The 18940-nt window shown below is 73.5% G+C and carries 16 protein-coding genes; 4 read left to right on the plus strand and 12 right to left on the minus strand.

Annotated features, from left to right (window positions below; all coding sequences use genetic code 11):
* The 10 genes from BUE37_RS11420 to BUE37_RS11465 form a co-directional block, all read right to left on the minus strand.
* Positions 1–564 (minus strand): GNAT family N-acetyltransferase, encoded by a 564-nt coding sequence (locus tag BUE37_RS11420; RefSeq protein WP_217651213.1) that lies wholly within the window; start codon positions 562–564, stop codon positions 1–3.
* Positions 565–632: 68 nt separating this feature from the next.
* Positions 633–1049: a metal-sulfur cluster assembly factor gene (locus tag BUE37_RS11425; protein WP_073420262.1), complete on the minus strand. Its 417-nt coding sequence runs from the start codon at positions 1047–1049 to the stop codon at positions 633–635.
* Complete coding sequence (gene sufU / locus BUE37_RS11430) at positions 1046–1513, minus strand: Fe-S cluster assembly sulfur transfer protein SufU (protein WP_073420263.1); 468 nt, start codon at positions 1511–1513, stop codon at positions 1046–1048. Before sufU ends, BUE37_RS11425 begins: the two co-directional genes overlap by 4 nt.
* The gene (locus BUE37_RS11435; protein ID WP_073420264.1) at positions 1513–2841 is read right to left on the minus strand and encodes a cysteine desulfurase; all 1329 of its coding nucleotides are present in this window, start codon (positions 2839–2841) and stop codon (positions 1513–1515) included. The genes sufU and BUE37_RS11435 overlap by 1 nt, the downstream gene beginning before the upstream one ends.
* A complete protein-coding gene (sufC, locus tag BUE37_RS11440) occupies positions 2838–3611 on the minus strand; it encodes a Fe-S cluster assembly ATPase SufC (RefSeq protein ID WP_073420265.1) in 774 nt (257 codons plus the stop codon). Before sufC ends, BUE37_RS11435 begins: the two co-directional genes overlap by 4 nt.
* 15 nt (positions 3612–3626) lie before the next feature.
* Positions 3627–3980: a non-heme iron oxygenase ferredoxin subunit gene (locus BUE37_RS11445; RefSeq protein ID WP_073420266.1), complete on the minus strand. Its 354-nt coding sequence runs from the start codon at positions 3978–3980 to the stop codon at positions 3627–3629.
* Positions 3981–3983: 3 nt separating this feature from the next.
* Positions 3984–5303, minus strand: a complete 1320-nt coding sequence (gene sufD, locus BUE37_RS11450) for a Fe-S cluster assembly protein SufD (protein ID WP_139252930.1) — start codon at positions 5301–5303, stop codon at positions 3984–3986.
* Positions 5303–6745, minus strand: a complete 1443-nt coding sequence (gene sufB / locus BUE37_RS11455) for a Fe-S cluster assembly protein SufB (protein WP_073420267.1) — start codon at positions 6743–6745, stop codon at positions 5303–5305. Before sufB ends, sufD begins: the two co-directional genes overlap by 1 nt.
* Positions 6742–7563 carry a helix-turn-helix transcriptional regulator gene (locus BUE37_RS11460; protein ID WP_073420268.1) on the minus strand — a complete coding sequence of 274 codons (822 nt, stop codon included), beginning with the start codon at positions 7561–7563 and terminating at the stop codon, positions 6742–6744. Before BUE37_RS11460 ends, sufB begins: the two co-directional genes overlap by 4 nt.
* A gap of 109 nt (positions 7564–7672) precedes the next feature.
* Positions 7673–10213: an ATP-dependent Clp protease ATP-binding subunit gene (locus BUE37_RS11465; RefSeq protein WP_073420269.1), complete on the minus strand. Its 2541-nt coding sequence runs from the start codon at positions 10211–10213 to the stop codon at positions 7673–7675.
* Positions 10214–10412: 199 nt separating this feature from the next.
* Here BUE37_RS11465 and BUE37_RS11470 point away from each other — a divergent pair, with 199 nt between their 5' ends.
* Complete coding sequence (locus BUE37_RS11470; protein WP_073420270.1) at positions 10413–11357, plus strand: COX15/CtaA family protein; 945 nt, start codon at positions 10413–10415, stop codon at positions 11355–11357.
* A 96-nt stretch (positions 11358–11453) separates the two neighbouring features.
* On the opposite strand, the gene BUE37_RS11475 is transcribed toward BUE37_RS11470, so the two are convergent.
* Together BUE37_RS11475 and BUE37_RS11480 are read right to left on the minus strand one after the other, a co-directional pair.
* Positions 11454–12425, minus strand: a complete 972-nt coding sequence (locus BUE37_RS11475) for a hypothetical protein (RefSeq protein ID WP_073420271.1) — start codon at positions 12423–12425, stop codon at positions 11454–11456.
* A gap of 277 nt (positions 12426–12702) precedes the next feature.
* The gene (locus BUE37_RS11480; protein ID WP_245794535.1) at positions 12703–13644 is read right to left on the minus strand and encodes a heme o synthase; all 942 of its coding nucleotides are present in this window, start codon (positions 13642–13644) and stop codon (positions 12703–12705) included.
* 303 nt (positions 13645–13947) lie between these two features.
* Here BUE37_RS11480 and tkt point away from each other — a divergent pair, with 303 nt between their 5' ends.
* From tkt to zwf, 3 genes are all read left to right on the plus strand, one after another.
* Complete coding sequence (tkt, locus tag BUE37_RS11485) at positions 13948–16167, plus strand: transketolase (protein ID WP_073420273.1); 2220 nt, start codon at positions 13948–13950, stop codon at positions 16165–16167.
* Positions 16168–16200: 33 nt separating this feature from the next.
* Entirely contained in the window at positions 16201–17304 is a 1104-nt protein-coding gene (tal, locus tag BUE37_RS11490) for a transaldolase (RefSeq protein ID WP_073420274.1), read from the plus strand.
* A 114-nt stretch (positions 17305–17418) separates the two neighbouring features.
* A complete protein-coding gene (gene zwf / locus BUE37_RS11495; RefSeq protein WP_073420275.1) occupies positions 17419–18936 on the plus strand; it encodes a glucose-6-phosphate dehydrogenase in 1518 nt (505 codons plus the stop codon).
* The last annotated feature ends 4 nt before the right edge of the window (positions 18937–18940 follow it).

Consider the following 18940-nt stretch of genomic DNA (forward strand, 5'->3'; position numbering starts at 1 on the left):
TCAAGAGCCGAACAGGCACTCCGCGCCCACCGGCCGGTAGCCCGCGCCGAGGAAGGCGCGCAGCGAGGCGGTGTTGGCCGGCGCCACCTGCGCCCACAGCGGCGCCCCGCCGGGCACCAGTGACGGCGCGGCGGCCACCAGCGCGGTGCCCAGCCCGCGCCCGCGGGCGGCCGGGTCGACCTCCACGCTGACCTCCCACCGCCGGGCCACCCCGCGGCCGAGCACCAGCACGGCGCACCCGTCGGGCGTCGTCCACGCGCGCACGTCGGTGCGGTGCAACAGCGCCCGGTCCACGCGCGGGTGGTCGACCTCGGCCGGCACCAGCTCGATCCCCGGCCCCGCGGCGGCCGGCGCAGGCGCCACCAGGACCGCGTCGACCACGCCCGGCTCGACGCCGGTGCGGTCCGCCAGCGCGGCGAGGAACCGGGCGCCCAGCGGCGCGGCGAGCGGGTCGTGCGCCGTCCGCGCGGTCACCCAGTCCGGGTCGACGTCGGCGGCCACCACGTGCCACGCCGTCCCGCCGACGACGACTGCCCGCGCCCCGGGGGGCGCGGGCAGTGTCACGACGCTCGCGTCGGCCGGCGGGTCGTCCCCGCCGGCGAGACGAGTGAGGAGATCGGCGAGGCTGCCGTTCAGACCCGGAAGCCGAGCGCGCGCAGCTGCTCGCGCCCGTCGTCGGTGATCTTGTCCGGGCCCCACGGCGGCATCCAGACCCAGTTGATCCGGATGTCGTCGACGAGGCCGGGGCCGGGGCCGCCGGTGAGCGCCTGGCGCGCCTGGTCCTCGATGACGTCGGTCAGCGGGCAGGCCGCCGAGGTCAGCGTCATGTCCAGGATCGCCACGTTGTCGTCGTCGACGTCGATGCCGTAGACGAGGCCCAGGTCGACGACGTTGACACCCAGCTCGGGGTCGACGACGTCACGCATGGCCTCCTCGACGTCCTCCAGCAGCGCCGACTTGTACGGCGGCAGCTCCGGGGTCGCGTCGGCGGTGGATCCGGCGGCGGGCTCGGTGGGGAGCCCGGTGGTGGGCTCGGTGGTCTCGCTCATGCCTGTCCTCCAGCGGGGGTCGCGGCCAGCGCGCGGGCCGAGGCGTCCTTGAGGGCCATCCAGCTCATCAGGGCGCACTTGATGCGGGCGGGGTACTTCGACACCCCGGCGAAGGCGATCGCGTCCTCGAGCTCGTCCTCCAGGCCCTCGGCCACGGTGGTGTCGCCCTTGGACTGCATGAGCGTCATGAACGAGTCGCCGGTGGCGAGTGCGTCGGTGACCGACCGGCCGACGACGAGGTCGTACATCGCCGAGACCGAGGCCTGGCTGATGGAGCAGCCCATGCCCTCGTAGGACACGTCGGCGATCGTCTCGCCGTCGAGGTGCACCCGCAGCGTCACCTCGTCCCCGCAGGTCGGGTTGACGTGGTGCACCTCGGCCTCGAACGGGTCGCGCAGCCCGCGCCCGTGGGGGTTCCGGTAGTGGTCCAGGATGATGTCCTGGTACATCGACTGCAGCTGCATCAGGCGGTTGCCTCCTCCGGCGTCACTCCGAAGAAACGCTGCGCGGCCCGCACACCTTCCACCAGCGCGTCGACGTCGTCGTAGCCGGTGTGCACGTAGAAGGTGGCCCGGGTGGTGGCCGGCACGCCGTAGCGGCGGACCACCGGCCACGCGCAGTGGTGGCCCACCCGGACGGCGATGCCGAGGTCGTCGAGGACCTGGCCGACGTCGTGCGGGTGGATGCCCTCCACGGTGAAGGAGACCGCGCCGCCGCGGGCGACGGTGTCCGGCGGGCCGATCACCGTGACGCCCGGGATCGCCTGCAGCTGCTCGAGGGCGTAGGCGGTGAGCGCCTCCTCGTGCGCCTGCACCTTCTCCATGCCGAGCGCCTGCAGGTAGTCGACGGCGGCACCGAGGCCCACGACCTGCGCGGTCATCGGGACGCCGGCCTCGAAGCGCTGCGGCGGCGGCATGAAGGTGCTGCCCTCCATGCGCACGACCTCGATCATCGAGCCGCCCGTCATGAACGGCGGCAGCGCGTCGAGGACGTCGTAGCGGCCCCACAGCACGCCGACGCCGGTGGGCCCGAGCATCTTGTGGCCGGAGAACACGAGGAAGTCCGCGCCGAGCGCGGCGACGTCGACCGGCTGGTGCGGCACCGACTGGGCGCCGTCGACCAGCACCAGCGCGCCGACCTCCCGCGCCCGGGCCACGATCGGCTCGAGCGGGTTGATCGTGCCGAGGATGTTCGACTGCTGGGTGACCGCGACCAGCTTGGTCCGCTCGGTGACCACGGTGTCGAGGTCGGAGAGGTCGAGCCGGCCGTCGTCGGTGAGCCCGAGCCACCGCAGGGTGGCGCCGGTGCGCTCGCACAGCTGCTGCCAGGGCACCAGGTTCGCGTGGTGCTCCATCTCGGTCACGACGATCTCGTCGCCCTGGCCGACGGCGTACCGGCGGAAGGACGGCTCCTTGGCCGTGGCGGCGTTGGACAGCGCGTACGCGACGGTGTTGACCGCGTCGGTCGTGTTGCGGGTGAACACGACCTCCTCGACGGCGGCGCCGATGAACCCGGCGATCTTCGCCCGGGCCGCCTCGTAGAGGCCGGTGGCCTCCTCGGCGAGCTGGTGGGCGCCGCGGTGCGGGGCGGCGTTGTGGTTCTCGTAGAAGTCCCGCTCGGCGTCGAGGACGCTGCGGGGCTTCTGCGAGGTGGCCCCGGAGTCGAGGTAGACCAGCCGCTTCCCGTCGCGCACGGTGCGCGACAGGATCGGGAAGTCCGCCCGGATCGCCTCGACGTCCAGTGGCAGGGGCGTGTGCGCCCCGGCACCGGGACGCGAGACGGTCTGGGTCATGCCTTCGCGGTCTCCTTCGAGTCCTTCACGTAGGCCGCGTAACCCTCGGCCTCGAGCTTGTCGGCCAGCTCCTTGCCGCCCTCGTCGACGACGCGGCCGCCCACGAACACGTGCACGAAGTCCGGCTGGATGTAGCGCAGGATCCGCGTGTAGTGGGTGATCAGCAGGACGCCGACCTCGCCCTCGGCGCGGGTGCGGTTGACGCCCTCGGAGACGACGCGCAGGGCGTCGACGTCGAGGCCGGAGTCGGTCTCGTCGAGGATCGCCATCTTCGGCTTGAGCAGCCGCATCTGCAGGATCTCGTGGCGCTTCTTCTCACCGCCGGAGAAGCCCTCGTTGACGTTGCGCTCGGCGAACGCCGGGTCCATCTCCAGGGCCGACATCTCGTCGCGGACGTCCTTGACCCAGGTGCGCAGCTTCGGCGCCTCGCCCTTGACGGCGGTGGCGGCGGTGCGCAGGAAGTTCGACACCGAGACGCCGGGGACCTCGACCGGGTACTGCATGGCCAGGAACAGGCCGGCGCGGGCGCGCTCGTCGACGCTCATCGCGAGGACGTCCTCGCCGTCGAGGGTCACCGTGCCGCCGGTGATCGTGTACTTCGGGTGCCCGGCGATCGAGTAGGCGAGCGTGGACTTGCCCGACCCGTTGGGGCCCATGATCGCGTGGGTCTCGCCCGACCGGACGGTCAGGTCGACGCCGCGGAGGATCTCCTTGGCGTCGTCGCCCTCACCGACCGTGACGTGCAGGTCGCGGATCTCCAGAACCGACACTTCTTCTCTCGCTCCTCAGTTGCCGGACGCCAGGGGCAGGCGGCCGTCGGCGTCGATGTCGACGAGCACGTCCTCCCCCTCCACGCGCACCGGGTAGACGTCGACCGGCTCGGTGGCCGGCAGGTTGGTGGGCTCGCCGGTGCGCAGGTCGAAGCAGGACCCGTGCAGCCAGCACTCGATCGTGGGGGCGCCGTCGAAGGTCTCGACGTCGCCCTCGGACAGGGGCACCTCGGCGTGGGAGCAGAGGTCCTGCAGCGCGTAGACCTGCCCCTCGAACCGGACGACGGCGACGTCGACGTCGGCGAGCTCGACGCGCAGCGCGCCGTCCTCGGGGACCTCGGAGAGGCCGCAGACCCGCTCGAACGCCATCGGTCAGGCCACCTCGACCGGCTGCTCGTCGAGGCCGGGCAGGGCGCCCAGGCGCGTCTCGATGGAGCGCATGAGCCGGTCCTGCAGCGCGTCGACGCCGATGTGCTGGACGACGTCGGCGAAGAAGCCGCGCACGACCAGGCGGCGGGCGGTCTCGGCGTCGATGCCGCGCGAGCAGAGGTAGAACAGCTGCTCGTCGTCGAACCGGCCCGTGGCGCTGGCGTGGCCGGCGCCGACGATCTCGCCGGTCTCGATCTCCAGGTTGGGCACCGAGTCGGCGCGGGCGCCGTCGGTGAGCACCAGGTTGCGGTTGAGCTCGTAGGTGTCGGTGCCGGTGGCCGCCGGGCGGATCCGGACGTCGCCGACCCACACCGTGCGCGCGCCCTCGCCCTGCAGCGCGCCCTTGTAGAGCACGTTGCTGGTGCAGTTCGGGACGGCGTGGTCGACCCAGAGCCGGTGCTCCTGGTGCTGCGTCTCGTCGGAGAAGTAGACGCCGAAGAGCTCCGCGGTGCCGCCGGGGCCGGCGTACTGGACGTTGCTGACCAGCCGGACGAGGTCGCCGCCGAGGGTGACCACGACCTGCTTGTAGCTCGCGTCGCGGCCGACGACGGCGTCGAACTGGCCGCCGTGCACCGCGCCGGGCGCCCAGTCCTGCACGGACACGACGGTCACCTGCGCGCCGTCGCCGACGAGCACGGACACGCCGCCGGCGTAGCGGGCGAGGCCCGTGTGGTCGAGGACGACGGTCGCCTTCGCGAACGCGCCGACCTCGACGACGAGCTGGCCCCACACGACGTCGTCGGACCCGGTGCCGGCCAGGCCCAGGGTGAGCGGGCGGTCGAGCTGCGCCTCGGCGGCCACCCGGACCACCGCGGCACCACCGCTGCGCTGGCGGGCGAGCGCGGCGAGCCGGTCGACCGGCTCGGGCAGGCCCTTGAGCAGCGGGTCGTCGGCGTCGACGCTGGTGAGCTCGGCGCCCTCGGGCAGGTCGGTCGTCCAGGCCAGGTGCGCGTCGGACGCGGCGCCGTCGAGCAGCGCGCGGACGCGGCGCATCGGGGTGAACCGCCACTCCTCCTCGCGGCCGGTGACCGCGCCGAAGGCGTCGGGGTCGGTCGAGGTGAAGCGCTCGGCCGGCGAGCCGGTCGGGGTGGTGCCGCCGTGCGAGTGCGCCCCGGGGGCGGCCTGCCCGGCGGTGCCGGTGCCGGCCGCGGGGACCGCCGGCGGGCCCGCCTGGGTGCCCACCCCCTCGCCGAACAGCTCGCCGGCGAGGGTGGCGGACTCCGTGGTCAGACCGGTGGTGCTGGGGGTGTTCGGGTCGGTCATCAGCCGACGGCACCTTCCATCTGCAGCTCGATGAGCCGGTTGAGCTCGAGGGCGTACTCCATGGGCAGCTCGCGGGCGATCGGCTCGACGAAGCCGCGCACGACCATCGCCATCGCCTCGTCCTCGGACAGGCCGCGGCTCATCAGGTAGAAGAGCTGGTCCTCGCTGACCCGGGAGACGGTCGCCTCGTGGCCCATGGCGACGTCGTCCTCGCGGACGTCGACGTAGGGGTAGGTGTCCGACCGGCTGATGGTGTCGACGAGCAGCGCGTCGCACTTGACCGTCGACTTCGAGCCGTGGGCGCCCTCGTCGATCTGCACGAGGCCGCGGTAGGAGGTGCGGCCGCCGCCGCGGGCCACCGACTTCGACACGATGGTCGAGGAGGTGTTGGGGGCCGCGTGCACCATCTTGGCGCCGGCGTCCTGGTGCTGGCCCTCGCCCGCGAAGGCGATGGACAGGACCTCGCCCTTGGCGTGCTCGCCGGTCATCCAGACGGCCGGGTACTTCATGGTGACCTTGGAGCCGAGGTTGCCGTCGATCCACTCCATGGTCGCGCCCTCGTGGGCGATCGCCCGCTTGGTGACCAGGTTGTAGACGTTGTTCGACCAGTTCTGGATGGTCGTGTACCGGCAGCGCGCGTTCTTCTTGACGATGATCTCGACGACCGCGGAGTGCAGCGAGTCCGACTTGTAGATCGGCGCGGTGCAGCCCTCGACGTAGTGCACGTAGGCGCCCTCGTCGACGATGATCAGCGTCCGCTCGAACTGGCCCATGTTCTCGGTGTTGATCCGGAAGTAGGCCTGCAGCGGGATCTCGACGTGCACGCCCTTCGGCACGTAGATGAACGAGCCACCGGACCAGGTCGCGGTGTTCAGCGCGGCGAACTTGTTGTCGCCGGACGGGATGACCGAGCCGAAGTACTCCTTGAAGAGGTCCTCGTGCTCCTTGAGGGCGGTGTCGGTGTCCAGGAAGAGGACGCCCTGCTCCTCGAGGTCCTCGCGGATCTTGTGGTAGACGACCTCGGACTCGTACTGGGCCGCGACGCCGGCGATCAGCCGCTGCTTCTCCGCCTCGGGGATGCCCAGCTTGTCGTAGGTGTTCTTGATGTCCTCGGGCAGCTCGTCCCACGAGGTCGCCTGGGCCTCGGTCGAGCGCACGAAGTACTTGATGTTCTGGAAGTCGATCCCCGACAGGTCCGAGCCCCAGTCGGGCATCGGCTTGCGGTCGAAGAGCTTGAGCGCCTTGAGGCGGCGCTCGAGCATCCACTCGGGCTCGTTCTTGCGCGCCGAGATGTCCCGGACGACGTCCTCGTCCAGGCCGCGGCGGGCGGAGGCCCCGGCGACGTCGGCGTCGGCCCAGCCGTACTGGTAGCGGCCGAGCTGCTCGATCTGCTCGTCCTGCGTCAGCGGCGTGCCGGTCACCGGCTGCTGGGTGCTGGTCATGCGGGCGTCCTCTCCCGGTCGCTCGTGGGGGTGCTGCGTGCGGTGCTGGTGGACGGGGCGGTGCGCGGGACCCGCGCTGCTCGCTCACCGGGTACAGGGCTCGCGGGGATCGATCTGTTCCCCGCGCGGGTGTGGTCCCGGACGCCGTGGGGCGGCCCGGGGATGTGGGTGGTGCAGACGCCGTCGCCGTGGGCGATCGTCGCCAGCCGCTGCACGTGGGTACCCACGAGCCGGCCGATCACCGCGGTCTCGGCCTCGCACAGCTGCGGGAACTCCGCGGCCACGTGCGCCACCGGGCAGTGGTGCTGGCACAGCTGCCCGCCGCTGGCGATCGCGGAGGCCGAGGCAGCGTAGCCCTCGGCGGTCAGCGCCCCGGCCAGGGCCCGGGCCCGCTCGACCGGCGCCCCGCTGGTGCGGGCGACGGCGTCGGAGGCCCGCCGCTCCAGGCCCGCGAGCTGGGCCTCGGCCACGGCGCGGACGGCGTCGGGCCCGCCCGAGGCGGCGACGTACCGCAGCGCGGTGAGCGCCAGGTCGTCGTAGGCGTGCGCGAAGCCCGAGCGGCCGGCGTCGGTGAGGTGGAAGCGCCGGGCGGGCCGGCCCCTCCCCCGCTGCGTGCCGGGCGCCGCCCGCTCCTCCACGCGCCCGCGGGCGGCGAGCGCGTCGAGGTGACGACGGACGGCGGCGGCGCTCACGCCTAGCCGCGCGGCCAGCTCGCTCGCGGTCTGCGGACCGTGCTCGAGCAGCAGCGCGGTCACGCGGTCACGGGTGCGGACGTCGTCGGCCCGCACCGCCCCCGCCTGTCCCGCGCTGGTTTCCACAACACGATTGTGTCCTATTTCCGGACGCCCGCAAGGAAGGCCGCCCTAAGTCACCCGGCCCCTGACCGCGCAGGTCAGGGGCCGGGTGAGGCAGATCACCAGCGGGTCGTCAGGCCTGGCCGGCCGGGACGGCCGCCTCCTCGACGCGGAGGTCGAGCGCGCCGTCCCGGGCGTCGACGACGACGGTCCGGCCGGGGCCGACGCGGCCGTCGAGCAGCAGCCGGGCGAGGGCGTTGTCGACCTCGCGCTGGATGGCCCGGCGCAGCGGGCGGGCGCCGAACTGCGGCTCGTACCCGCGGTCGGCGATCCAGGCGACGGCGTCGTCGGTGAACTCGACCGCGATGTCCTGGGCCGCCAGCCGGCGCCGCGTCTCGTCGAGCAGCAGCCGGGTGATCTGCTGCAGCTGCTCGCTCTCCAGCTGCTGGAAGACCACGATCTCGTCGATCCGGTTGAGGAACTCCGGCCGGAAGGACTCCCGCAGCCGCCGCATGAGCCGCTCGCGCAGCCCGGCGTCGGCCGCCGCGGCGTCCCCGGTGCCGAAGCCGAGCGGGGCGTTGCGGCCCTGGATCAGCTCCGACCCCAGGTTGCTGGTCATGACCAGCACGGTGTTCGTGAAGTCGACCGTGCGGCCCTGCGAGTCGGTGAGCCGGCCGTCGTCGAGCACCTGCAGCAGGGTGTTGAAGACGTCGGGGTGCGCCTTCTCGATCTCGTCGAGCAGCACCACCGAGTAGGGCCGGCGGCGGACCGCCTCGGTGAGCTGGCCGGCGTCCTCGTAGCCGACGTAGCCGGGCGGGGAGCCGACCAGGCGGCTGACGGTGTGCCGCTCCTGGAACTCGCTCATGTCCAGCCGGACCATCCGGTCCTCGTCGCCGAACAGCGCCTCGGCCAGGGCCCGGGCCAGCTCGGTCTTGCCGACGCCGGTGGGGCCGAGGAACAGGAAGCTGCCGATCGGCCGGTCGGGGTCGCCGAGGCCGACGCGGGAGCGCCGGACCGCCTCGGAGACGACGGCCACGGCGTCGTCCTGGCCGACCACCCGCTGGTGCAGGTGCTCCTCCAGGGCGAGCAGCCGCTGCATCTCCTCCTGGGTCAGCTGGGCGACCGGGATGCCGGTCTGCCGCGAGACGACCTCGGCGATGTCGTCGACGCCGACCTCGGGCACGCCGGGCTGCCCGCCGCCGCGCGCCTCCTCGAGGCGGGCCTGCGCCGCTGTGAGCTGGTCGCGCAGCTCGGAGGCGCGCTCGTACTGCTCGGCCGCGACCGCCTGGTCCTTCTCCCGCTGCAGCCGGTCCACCTCCTGCTCGAGGCCGCGCAGGTCGGTCGGCGGGGTCTTGACCCGCCGGCGCACCCGGGCTCCGGCCTGGTCGATGAGGTCGATCGCCTTGTCCGGCAGGTGCCGGTCGGTCACGTAGCGGTCGGACAGCTCGACGGCGGCCCGGACGGCGTCGTCGGTGAAGCGCACCTGGTGGTGGGCCTCGTAGCGGTCCCGCAGGCCGCAGAGGATCTGCACCGTGTCCTCGACCGTGGGCTCGGACACGAGGATCGGCTGGAAGCGGCGCTCGAGCGCGGCGTCCTTCTCGATGTTGCGCCGGTACTCGTCGAGCGTCGTCGCGCCGACGATGTGCAGCTCGCCGCGGGCCAGCGCCGGCTTGAGCATGTTGCCCGCGCCGCCGGAGCCCTCGGACGCGCCCGCGCCGACGACGGTGTGCAGCTCGTCGATGAAGACGATCACCTCGTCGGAGTGCTCGCGGATCTCGTCCATGACCTTCTTGAGCCGCTCCTCGAAGTCGCCGCGGTAGCGGGTGCCGGCCACCAGGCCGGTGAGGTCGAGCTCGACGAGGCGCTTGCCACGCAGCGTCTCGGGCACGTCGCCCTCGACGATCTGGGCGGCGATGCCCTCGACGATCGCGGTCTTGCCGACGCCGGCCTCGCCGATGAGCACCGGGTTGTTCTTGCGGCGCCGGGAGAGGACCTCGACGGTCTGCTCGATCTCGGACTCGCGGCCGATCACCGGGTCGATCTGGCCGTTGCGGGCCATGGCGGTGAGGTCGCGGCCGTACTCGTCGAGGGTCGGGGTGCTCGACGGTGCCGACGGCCCCGCCCCGCCCTGGCCGGGCCGCCCGCCGCCGGGGGCGCCGCCGCCGGTGGCCGCCTGCTGCAGCGCCTCGGGGGTGACGCCGCGCTCGCGCAGCACCCGCCCGCCGGGCGACTCGGGGTTCACCGCGAGGGCGAACAGCAGGTGCTCCGGGCCGATGTAGGTCGAGCCGAGGGCGCGCGAGACGCGGTGCGCGTCGAGCAGCGCCCGCTTGGCGGCCGGGGTGAGCGAGGGCGCCTCGTCGAGGGGCTCGCCGCGGCGCAGCTGCTCGTCGAGGGCGGCGCGCAGCCGGTCGGGGTCGGTGCCCGAGCGCGCCAGCAGGGTGCGGGTGGTCTCGTCGGCGGTCATCGCCCACAGCAGGTGCTCGGTGTCGAGGTCGGCGCTGCCGGTGGCCACGGCCTGGTGCGCCGCGGCGTTCACCAGCTCGCGGGCCTGCTGGCTGAGGAACTGCGTGATGTCGACCCGCTGCCGCGGCGCGCGCTGCTCGCCGCCGAGGTACCGGGAGAAGAAGTCGTCGAACGGGCTCCCGTAGGGGCCCGGGAAGAACGGGCTGGTCATACCTCACGTCCAAGGGGAGTCGGGGAGGTCGGTGGGGCTCCGGTACCCGCGGAGGCGGTACCGGTACCGGCGCACCGACACCAGGACGGCGTCCCCGCCGCCTGCGTCCTGTCCAGCGCGAGCGCGGGCCCGCCGCTTCCCCGCTCCGCTCCGCCCTGAGCGAACCGGGCGGCCCGCCCGGCGCGGCTAGCATCGGGCCGTGCAGGTCCTGCCCCGCTCGTTCTCCCCCGCCGTCATCAGCCGCCTGGCGCTGGCGAACGTGGTCGCCAACGGCGCGATCGTCGTCACCGGCGGGGTGGTCCGGCTGACCGGATCGGGCCTCGGCTGCCCCACCTGGCCGCGGTGCACCGAGGAGAGCTTCGTCACGACGCCGGAGATGGCCGGCCACGGCCTGATCGAGTTCGGCAACCGGCTGCTCACCTTCGTGCTGACCGCCGTCGCGGTGGCCACGCTGGTCGCGGTGTGGCGCTCGGTCCGGCGCGACCTGCGCCCGCTGGCGGTGCTCACCTTCCTCGGCATCCCGGTGCAGGCGGCGATCGGCGGCGTCACGGTGCTGACCGGGCTGAACCCGTGGACGGTCGCCGTCCACTTCCTCGTGTCGACCGTGCTCGTGGCGCTGGCGACGGTGCTGTGGCTGCGCTCCCGGGAGCCCGGCGTGGGGCAGCCGCTGGTGCGCCGCCCCTTCGCCCTGCTGGTGGGCGGGATCGCCGCGGTCACCGGCGTCGTGCTGGTGCTCGGCACGATCGTCACCGGCTCCGGGCCGCACAGCGGCGACGTCGACGACGACGACGTGCCGACCGGCGACCGGATGGGCTTCGACCCGGAGACCGTGAGCCAGCTGCACGCCGACGCGGTGTTCCTGCTCGTCGGCCTGACCATCGCCCTGCTCGTGGCCCTGTACGCCACCGACGCCCCGGGCCGCGTGCGCCGGGCCGCGCGCGACTTGCTGGTCGTGCAGCTGCTGCAGGGCGTCGTCGGCTTCGTCCAGTACTTCACGCACCTGCCGGTGGCGCTCGTGCTGCTGCACATGCTCGGCGCGGTGCTGACCACGGTGTTCACGGCGCGGCTGGTCTGGTCGGTCCGCGGCCCGGCCAGCGAGCAGCCCCTGGACGCCCCCTCCGCCCAGGTCCCGGCCGCCCGCTGAGCCGCCGCCCGCCGACCCGCCGGGCCGGTGAGGAGCGCCGGGCGGTCGTCACCGCACCCCGGATGACGACCTCCCGGCGCACCTCGCTTCCCGGCGTCAGCCGTGCAGGCGCGCGGTCCAGACCTCGCCGTCCAGCGTGACGACGTAGGCGGTCCGGCCGACGACCTCCATCGACGTCGGTCGGTCGAACGGCCCGGCCACCGGCGCGAGGCCGCCGTCCCGGGTGACCCGCAGCAGCTGCCCGGTATCCGGGTCGGCCGGTGAGCCCTCGATGTTGCCCTCGGTGAACTCGCCCTGCGACAGGGCGAGGACGCCGCCCCGGCCGCGCTCGACGTCGACCAGCAGCCGCCCGCCCGAGGCGACCTCGCGGACGTCGTCGTCCCCCGGCCGGAAGGCGACCACCCGGCCGTTCTCCGGCAGGTGCGGGATCGGCCCGGCCAGCGCGAGCAGGACCCGGTGCCCGGAGGCGGACAGGCCCGTCGGGACGACGTTGCCGAGGGCCAGTACCTCCCTGACGCCGCCGTCGAGGGTCACGTGCAGCACCCGGTTGTGGTGTCCGTCGGTGACGAGGAAGCCGCCGTGCCAGGACTCCATCGCGTACTGGACGCCGGTGGGGACCTCGATCTCGAAGCCCTCCGGTGGGTTCGCCTGCGACCAGGTGCCGATGTCGGCGACGACGGTGCAGGTGTGCGGGCCGTCGACGCGGTACACGCCGACGACGTCGTCCCCGCCGAGGTCGGCGCCGACGAGCGTGACCAGGACGTAGGCGGTGCCGCCCAGGAAGTCGACGTCCATGGCCCCGCCCGGGCCGACCTCCGGCAGCAGGGGCGGCAGGCAGTCCGCGACCGGAGTGGTCGCGCCGGTGCGGCGGTCGATGCGGGTCAGCTCGCCGGAGGCGGGTTCGGTGACATAGAGGTCGCCGCCCGGGCCGATCGCGCTGCCCGAGCCGCCGCCGTCCAGGCCGGTCACGAGCAGCTGGGGCTGGACCGTGGCGGCCGGCGGTGCCGCGCCTGCCGCGCCGGGCGCGGCCACCCCCAGGAGCAGCAGTGCGGCGCCGGCACCGATCACGCGTCGTGGAGTCCCCACGGTGGTCCCCTCTCCCGAGGCGGTCCCCCGCGGCGCGGCGGGGTGACGGGTCGTCACCCCGAACCGCCGCGCACCGGAGGGCCGGTCTACTCCCCCGCCGGGCCTCCGGGCGCCGCCGCCGCCGTCGTGCCCGCGGTCCCCGGCACGGCGGCACGGCTCGTGACCGGATTCAGACGCGCCGCGAACCGGGACACGACGGGGCCCGGTAGCCAGCGAGCCCGGACCCCAGGCGGGTCCGGGCTCGCGGCTGAGCGGGAAGTCAGACGAGGACGTCGATGGCGATGGCGATCGACAGCAGCGTCATGTGCGTGATCGACACCGAGAACAGCTTCATCGGCCGGTCGGGCACACCGGCGCGGATGCGGTCGAGCCACTGGTGGGACTCGGCCACGTACCAGGCGCCGAGCAGCCCGCCGCCGATGGCGAAGGCCCAGTCGAGGACCGGCGTGATCGACCCCATGAGCAGGGTGGCGCCGAGGGTCGCCCAGGCCCACGCGACCGACTGCCGGCCGACGCTCTCCGGCCCCGCGACCACCGACAGCATCGGGACGCCCGCGCGGGCGTAGTCCTCGCGGAAACGGCTGGCCAGCGCCCAGAAGTGCGGCATCTGCCAGCAGAAGACGACGGCGAAGAAGGCCAGCGCCGGCCAGTCGAGCGAGCCGGTCACCGCGGCCCAGCCGATGAGCACCGGTGCCGCGCCCGGGAACGCCCCGAACACCGTGTTGTGCCGGGTCCGGCGCTTGAGCACCATCGTGTAGACGACGGAGTAGGCCAGGATCGCGACGGCGGCCAGCGCGGTGGCCAGCGGCGTGGTGGCCACCCACAGCAGGGTCAGCGACGCCGCGGCGAGCACCAGGCCGAACACCAGCGCCGCCCGCGGCGACACCACACCCGACGGGATGGGCCGGTTCGCGGTGCGCGACATGAGCCGGTCGATGTCGCGGTCGTACCAGCAGTTGAACGTGTTGGCCGCGCCCGCGGCGAACATCCCGCCGACCATCGTGGCGCCCACGAGCCGCCAGGACGGCCAGCCGTCGGCGGCCATCATCATCGCCGGCAGCGTGGTGACGAGCAGCAGCTCGACGAGCTTGGGCTTGGTCAGCGCGACGTAGGCACCCACCAGGCCGGAGAGCCGGCGGGCGGAGACGGCCGGTCGCTCGGCGAGCGCCGTCACCTGGTGGCCTCGACCGCGTGCGCGCACGGGCGGCAGGGCACCACCGGGCACGAAGACAGCACGGGGGTCCCTTCAAACCGTGGATGAACGGACCCACTGTAGCCCTCGGGCACGCCCTGGACCGGGCGGGATGACTAGGGTCTGATCACGTTGACGCCGCGCGGACAGCGGGTAGGGCCGTCGCCGACGACGGAGGGTCTCGGGCCATCGCCGCCCCGGGGACACCCGGGCCCAGCCGACCACCGCGCCCGCGTCGCCCGCCCGGGAGCACGGGACACCGGTCCCCGGACGGCCCCGCAACGGCCGATCCTCGAGGAGACAGCGCCCGACATGAGCAGCGACACCAGGAGCACGGAGTCCGAGGCCCCGGCCGAGGCCGCCACCGACTCGCCCACCGGCGACCCGCGCCAGCCGCACCCCACGCTGCCGGAGGACCTCGGCGACCTCGACCGCCGGGCGATCGACACCGCGCGCGTCCTCGCGATGGACGCGGTGCAGAAGGTCGGCAACGGCCACCCCGGCACCGCGATGAGCATGGCGCCCACCGCCTACCTGCTCTTCCACAAGTGGCTGCAGCACGACCCGACCGACCCGAACTGGGTCGCCCGCGACCGCTTCGTGCTCTCGATGGGCCACTCCAGCCTGACCCTCTACGTGCAGCTGTTCCTGTCCGGCTACGGCCTGGAGGTCGAGGACCTGCAGGCGCTGCGCACCTGGGGCTCGAAGACCCCGGGCCACCCGGAGGTCAACCACACCCCCGGTGTCGAGACCACCACCGGCCCGCTCGGCCAGGGCGTGGGCAACGCCGTCGGCATGGCCATGGCCGCCCGCCGCGAGCGCGGCCTGCTCGACCCCGACGCCCCCGAGGGCGAGAGCCTGTTCGACCACACCATCTGGGCGTTCGCCTCCGACGGCGACCTGGAGGAGGGCGTCAGCGGCGAGGCCTCGTCGCTGGCCGGCACCCAGCAGCTCGGCAACCTGGTCCTCGTCTACGACGACAACCGGATCTCCATCGAGGACGACACGACCGTCGCCTTCACCGAGGACGTCGGCAAGCGCTACGAGGCCTACGGCTGGCACGTCCAGCGCGTCGACGACGGCGAGGACCTGGCCGCGATCGACGCCGCGTTCGCCGCGGCCAAGGCCGAGACCTCGCGCCCGTCGATCATCGTGCTGCGGACGATCATCGCCTGGCCCGCGCCCAACAAGCAGAACACCGGCGCCTCCCACGGCTCGGCGCTCGGCGACGACGAGGTGCGCGCCACCAAGGAGGTCCTCGGCTTCGACCCCGAGCGCACCTTCCAGGTCGACGACGACGTCCTCACCCACGCCCGCTCCGTCGTCGAGAAGGGCCGGCAGGCGCACGCCGAGTGGCAGCAGCGCTTCGACGCCTGGGCGCAGGCCAACCCGGAGGGCGCCGACCTGCTGGCCCGCATGCGCGAGCGCCGGCTGCCCGAGGGCTGGGCCGACGTGCTGCCCACCTTCGACGCCGACCCCAAGGGCGTGGCCACCCGCAAGGCCTCGGGCAAGGTGCTCGCCGCGCTCTACCCGGCGCTGCCGGAGCTGTGGGGCGGCTCGGCCGACCTCGCGGAGAGCAACAACACCGCCGTCGAGGGCGAGCCGTCGTTCCTGCCCGCCGACCGCCAGACCAAGATGTGGAGCGGCGGCCCCTACGGGCGCACCCTGCACTTCGGCGTCCGCGAGCACGCCATGGGCGCGATCATGAACGGCATCGCGCTGCACGGCGGCACCCGCGTCTACGGCGGCACGTTCCTCACCTTCAGCGACTACATGCGCGGCGCCGTCCGCCTGGCCGCGCTCATGCAGCTGCCGGTCACCTACGTGTGGACGCACGACTCGATCGGCCTGGGCGAGGACGGCCCGACCCACCAGCCGATCGAGCACTTCGCCGCGCTGCGCGCGATCCCGGGCCTCGACGTCGTCCGCCCGGCCGACGCCAACGAGGTCTCGGTCGCCTGGCGCACGATCCTCGAGAACAACGACCGGCCCGCCGGCATCCTGCTGTCGCGGCAGAACCTGCCGGTGTTCGACCGGGGCGAGTTCGCCTCCGCGGAGGGCACCGCGCGCGGCGCCTACGTGCTGGCCGACGCCTCGAACGGGCAGCCCGAGGTGATCCTGCTGGGCACCGGCTCGGAGGTGCAGATCGCCGTCGCCGCCCGGGAGCGGCTGGAGGCCGACGGCGTCCCGACCCGCGTGGTCAGCGTGCCGTGCGTCGAGTGGTTCGCCGACCAGGACCAGGCGTACAAGGACGAGGTGCTCCCCCCCTCGGTCCGCGCCCGCGTCAGCGTCGAGGCCGGCGTGCCGCTGGGCTGGCGCGAGTTCGTCGGTGACGCCGGCCGCATCGTGGGCCTGACCCACTACGGCGCCAGCGCGGCGTACTCGGTGCTCTACGAGGAGTTCGGCCTGACCGACGAGGCCGTCGTCGCCGCCGCCCGGGAGAGCATGGAGGCCGCCCGTTCCGGGAACGCCGTCCCCGCCGGCCCGGTTGCAGCCACCGGCGGGCTCCCCCACCCCACCGGCGACCGCTGAGGCCCCGGCCCGGTTCCAACGGAAGGCACTGACATGGCACAGAACGAGAACCTGGCGCAGCTGTCGCAGGCGGGCGTCGCCGTCTGGCTCGACGACCTCTCGCGCGACCGCATCCGCAGCGGCAACCTGCAGTCGCTGGTCGACGAGCGCTCCGTCGTCGGCGTCACCACCAACCCGACGATCTTCGCCGCGGCGATCAGCGGGTCGGACTCCTACGACGACCAGGTGCACGCCCTCGCCGTGCGCAAGGTCAGCGTCGAGGAGGCGCTGCGGACCATCACCGCCGCCGACGTCCGCGACGCCTGCGACCTGCTCGCCCCGGTCGCCCAGCGGCAGCCCGGCGACGGCCGCGTGTCGCTGGAGGTGGCGCCGGGCCTGGCCCACGACACCGACGCGACGGCCGCGGAGGCGGCCCACCTGTGGTGGCTCGTCGACCGGCCGAACCTGTTCATCAAGATCCCGGCCACCGAGGCGGGCCTGGCGGCCATCACGACGTCGATCGCCCGGGGCATCAGCGTCAACGTCACCCTCATCTTCAGCCTCGAGCGGTACCGCGCCGTCATGGACGCCTACCTCTCCGGCCTGGAGCAGCGGCTGGCCGACGACGCCGACGCCGACCTGACCCAGATCGCCTCGGTGGCGTCGTTCTTCGTCTCCCGCGTGGACACCGAGATCGACAAGCGGCTGGAGAAGGCCGGTGCCGACCAGCTCAAGGGCAAGGCGGCGCTCGCCAACGCCCAGCTGGCCTACCAGGCCTACGAGGAGGTCTTCTCCTCCGACCGCTGGAAGGCCCTGGAGGCCAAGGGCGCCCGCCCGCAGCGGCCGCTGTGGGCCTCGACCGGCGTCAAGGACCCGTCCCTCCCGGACACCCTCTACGTCAGCGAGCTCATCGCCCCCGGCACCGTCAACACGATGCCGGAGAAGACGCTGCAGGCGTACGCCGACCACGGCGCCGCGGGCACCCCGGTGCAGCAGACCTACGACGACGCGGCCGCGGTCATGAAGTCCGTCGCGGACGCCGGCGTGGACCTCGACGACGTCTTCCGCGTCCTCGAGGAGGAGGGCGTGCAGAAGTTCGTCGACTCCTGGGACGAGCTCACCGCCTCGGTGAAGAGCGAGCTCGAGGACAAGGCGTGACGCTGCTGTCCCAGCACCCCCTCGACGCAGACTCCTTCGACGCGCTCGGCTGACAGTCCGCCCGGCCGGCACAGCGGTGCCGGCCGGGCGGCTGCGTCCCCCACAGGAGGGCACATGATCCCCAACCCGCTGCGCGACCCGCGGGACCGGCGGCTGCCCCGCGTCCCGGAGCCCTGCGCGCTCGTCGTCTTCGGCATCACCGGCGACCTGGCCCGCAAGAAGCTCCTCCCCGCGGTGTACGACCTGGCCAACCGCGGCCTGCTCCCCACCAACTTCGCCCTGCTCGGCTTCGCCCGCCGGGACTGGGGCGACCAGGACTTCGCCGAGCTCGCCCGCGACGCCGCCCGCAACGCCGCCCGCACCCCGTGGCGGGAGGAGGTGTGGGAGCGCCTGGCGGGCAGCGTCCGCTTCGTGCAGGGCTCCTTCGACGACGACAACGCCTTCGACGAGCTCGCCGCCGCGCTCGGCGACCTCGAGAGCAGCCACGGCATCGGCGGCAACGCCGCGTTCTACCTCTCCATCCCGCCGGCGATGTTCCCGGTCGTGCTCAAGCAGATGGAGCGCACCGGCATGGCCGAGAGCACGCCGGACCGGTGGCGCCGCGTCGTCGTCGAGAAGCCCTTCGGCACCGACCTCGCCTCCAGCCGCGAGCTCAACGAGCTGGTCGACTCGGTGTTCAGCGCCGAGGACGTCTTCCGCATCGACCACTACCTGGGCAAGGAGACCGTCCAGAACCTGATGGCGCTGCGGTTCGCCAACGAGCTGTTCGAGCCGGTCTGGAACGGCCACCACGTCGACTCGGTGCAGATCACCATGGCCGAGGACGTCGGCATCGGCGGCCGTGCGGGCTTCTACGAGAAGACCGGCGCCGCCCGCGACGTGCTGCAGAACCACCTGCTCCAGCTCCTGGCGCTCACCGCCATGGAGGAGCCGGTCGAGTTCTCCGCCGACGAGATCCGCACCGAGAAGCTCAAGGTGCTGCGCGCGGTGTCGCTGCCCGAGGACATGCGCCGCTTCGCCGTGCGCGGCCAGTACGAGCAGGGCTGGCTGGCCGGGCAGCGGGCCAAGGGCTACCGGCAGGAGGAGGGGGTCGACGGCGAGTCGCTCACCGAGACCTACGCCGCCGTCCGCCTCGGCGTGGAGACCCGCCGCTGGGCCGGCGTCCCGTTCTACCTGCGTACCGGCAAGCGGCTGCCGCGCCGGGTCACCGAGATCGCGCTGGTGTTCAAGCGGGCCCCGCACCTGCCCTTCGCCGACACCGACACCGAGGAGCTGGGCAACAACCAGCTCGTCGTGCGCGTGCAGCCCGACGAGGGCGTGACCCTCAAGTTCGGCTCGAAGGTGCCCGGCAGCGTGATGGAGGTCCGGGACGTGTCCATGGACTTCCTCTACGGCGAGCAGTTCACCGAGACCAGCCCCGAGGCCTACGAGCGGCTGCTGCTCGACGTGCTGCTGGGCGACGCGACGCTGTTCCCGCGCAACGCCGAGGTCGAGGCCTCCTGGGCGGTCATCGACCCGCTCGAGGAGTTCTGGGCCGGGACCACGCCGGAGCCCTACCGGGCCGGCGAGTGGGGGCCGCGCGCGGCCGACGACATGCTCGCCGCCGAGGGCCGCCGGTGGCGGCGTCCGTGAGCGG

It is taken from the genome of Geodermatophilus nigrescens, from assembly GCF_900129495.1.
GTDB classification, from domain to species: domain Bacteria; phylum Actinomycetota; class Actinomycetes; order Mycobacteriales; family Geodermatophilaceae; genus Geodermatophilus; species Geodermatophilus nigrescens.

Bases quoted from the DNA above. Each gene is read 5' to 3' on its own strand.
- BUE37_RS11425 (WP_073420262.1), bottom strand. From the start codon at position 1,049: ATGAGCGAGACCACCGAGCCCACCACCGGGCTCCCCACCGAGCCCGCC.
- sufU (WP_073420263.1), bottom strand. From the start codon at position 1,513: ATGCAGCTGCAGTCGATGTACCAGGACATCATCCTGGACCACTACCGG.
- BUE37_RS11435 (WP_073420264.1), bottom strand. From the start codon at position 2,841: ATGACCCAGACCGTCTCGCGTCCCGGTGCCGGGGCGCACACGCCCCTG.
- BUE37_RS11445 (WP_073420266.1), bottom strand. From the start codon at position 3,980: ATGGCGTTCGAGCGGGTCTGCGGCCTCTCCGAGGTCCCCGAGGACGGC.
- sufD (WP_139252930.1), bottom strand. From the start codon at position 5,303: ATGACCGACCCGAACACCCCCAGCACCACCGGTCTGACCACGGAGTCC.
- sufB (WP_073420267.1), bottom strand. From the start codon at position 6,745: ATGACCAGCACCCAGCAGCCGGTGACCGGCACGCCGCTGACGCAGGAC.
- BUE37_RS11465 (WP_073420269.1), bottom strand. From the start codon at position 10,213: ATGACCAGCCCGTTCTTCCCGGGCCCCTACGGGAGCCCGTTCGACGAC.
- tkt (WP_073420273.1), top strand. From the start codon at position 13,948: ATGAGCAGCGACACCAGGAGCACGGAGTCCGAGGCCCCGGCCGAGGCC.
- tal (WP_073420274.1), top strand. From the start codon at position 16,201: ATGGCACAGAACGAGAACCTGGCGCAGCTGTCGCAGGCGGGCGTCGCC.
- zwf (WP_073420275.1), top strand. From the start codon at position 17,419: ATGATCCCCAACCCGCTGCGCGACCCGCGGGACCGGCGGCTGCCCCGC.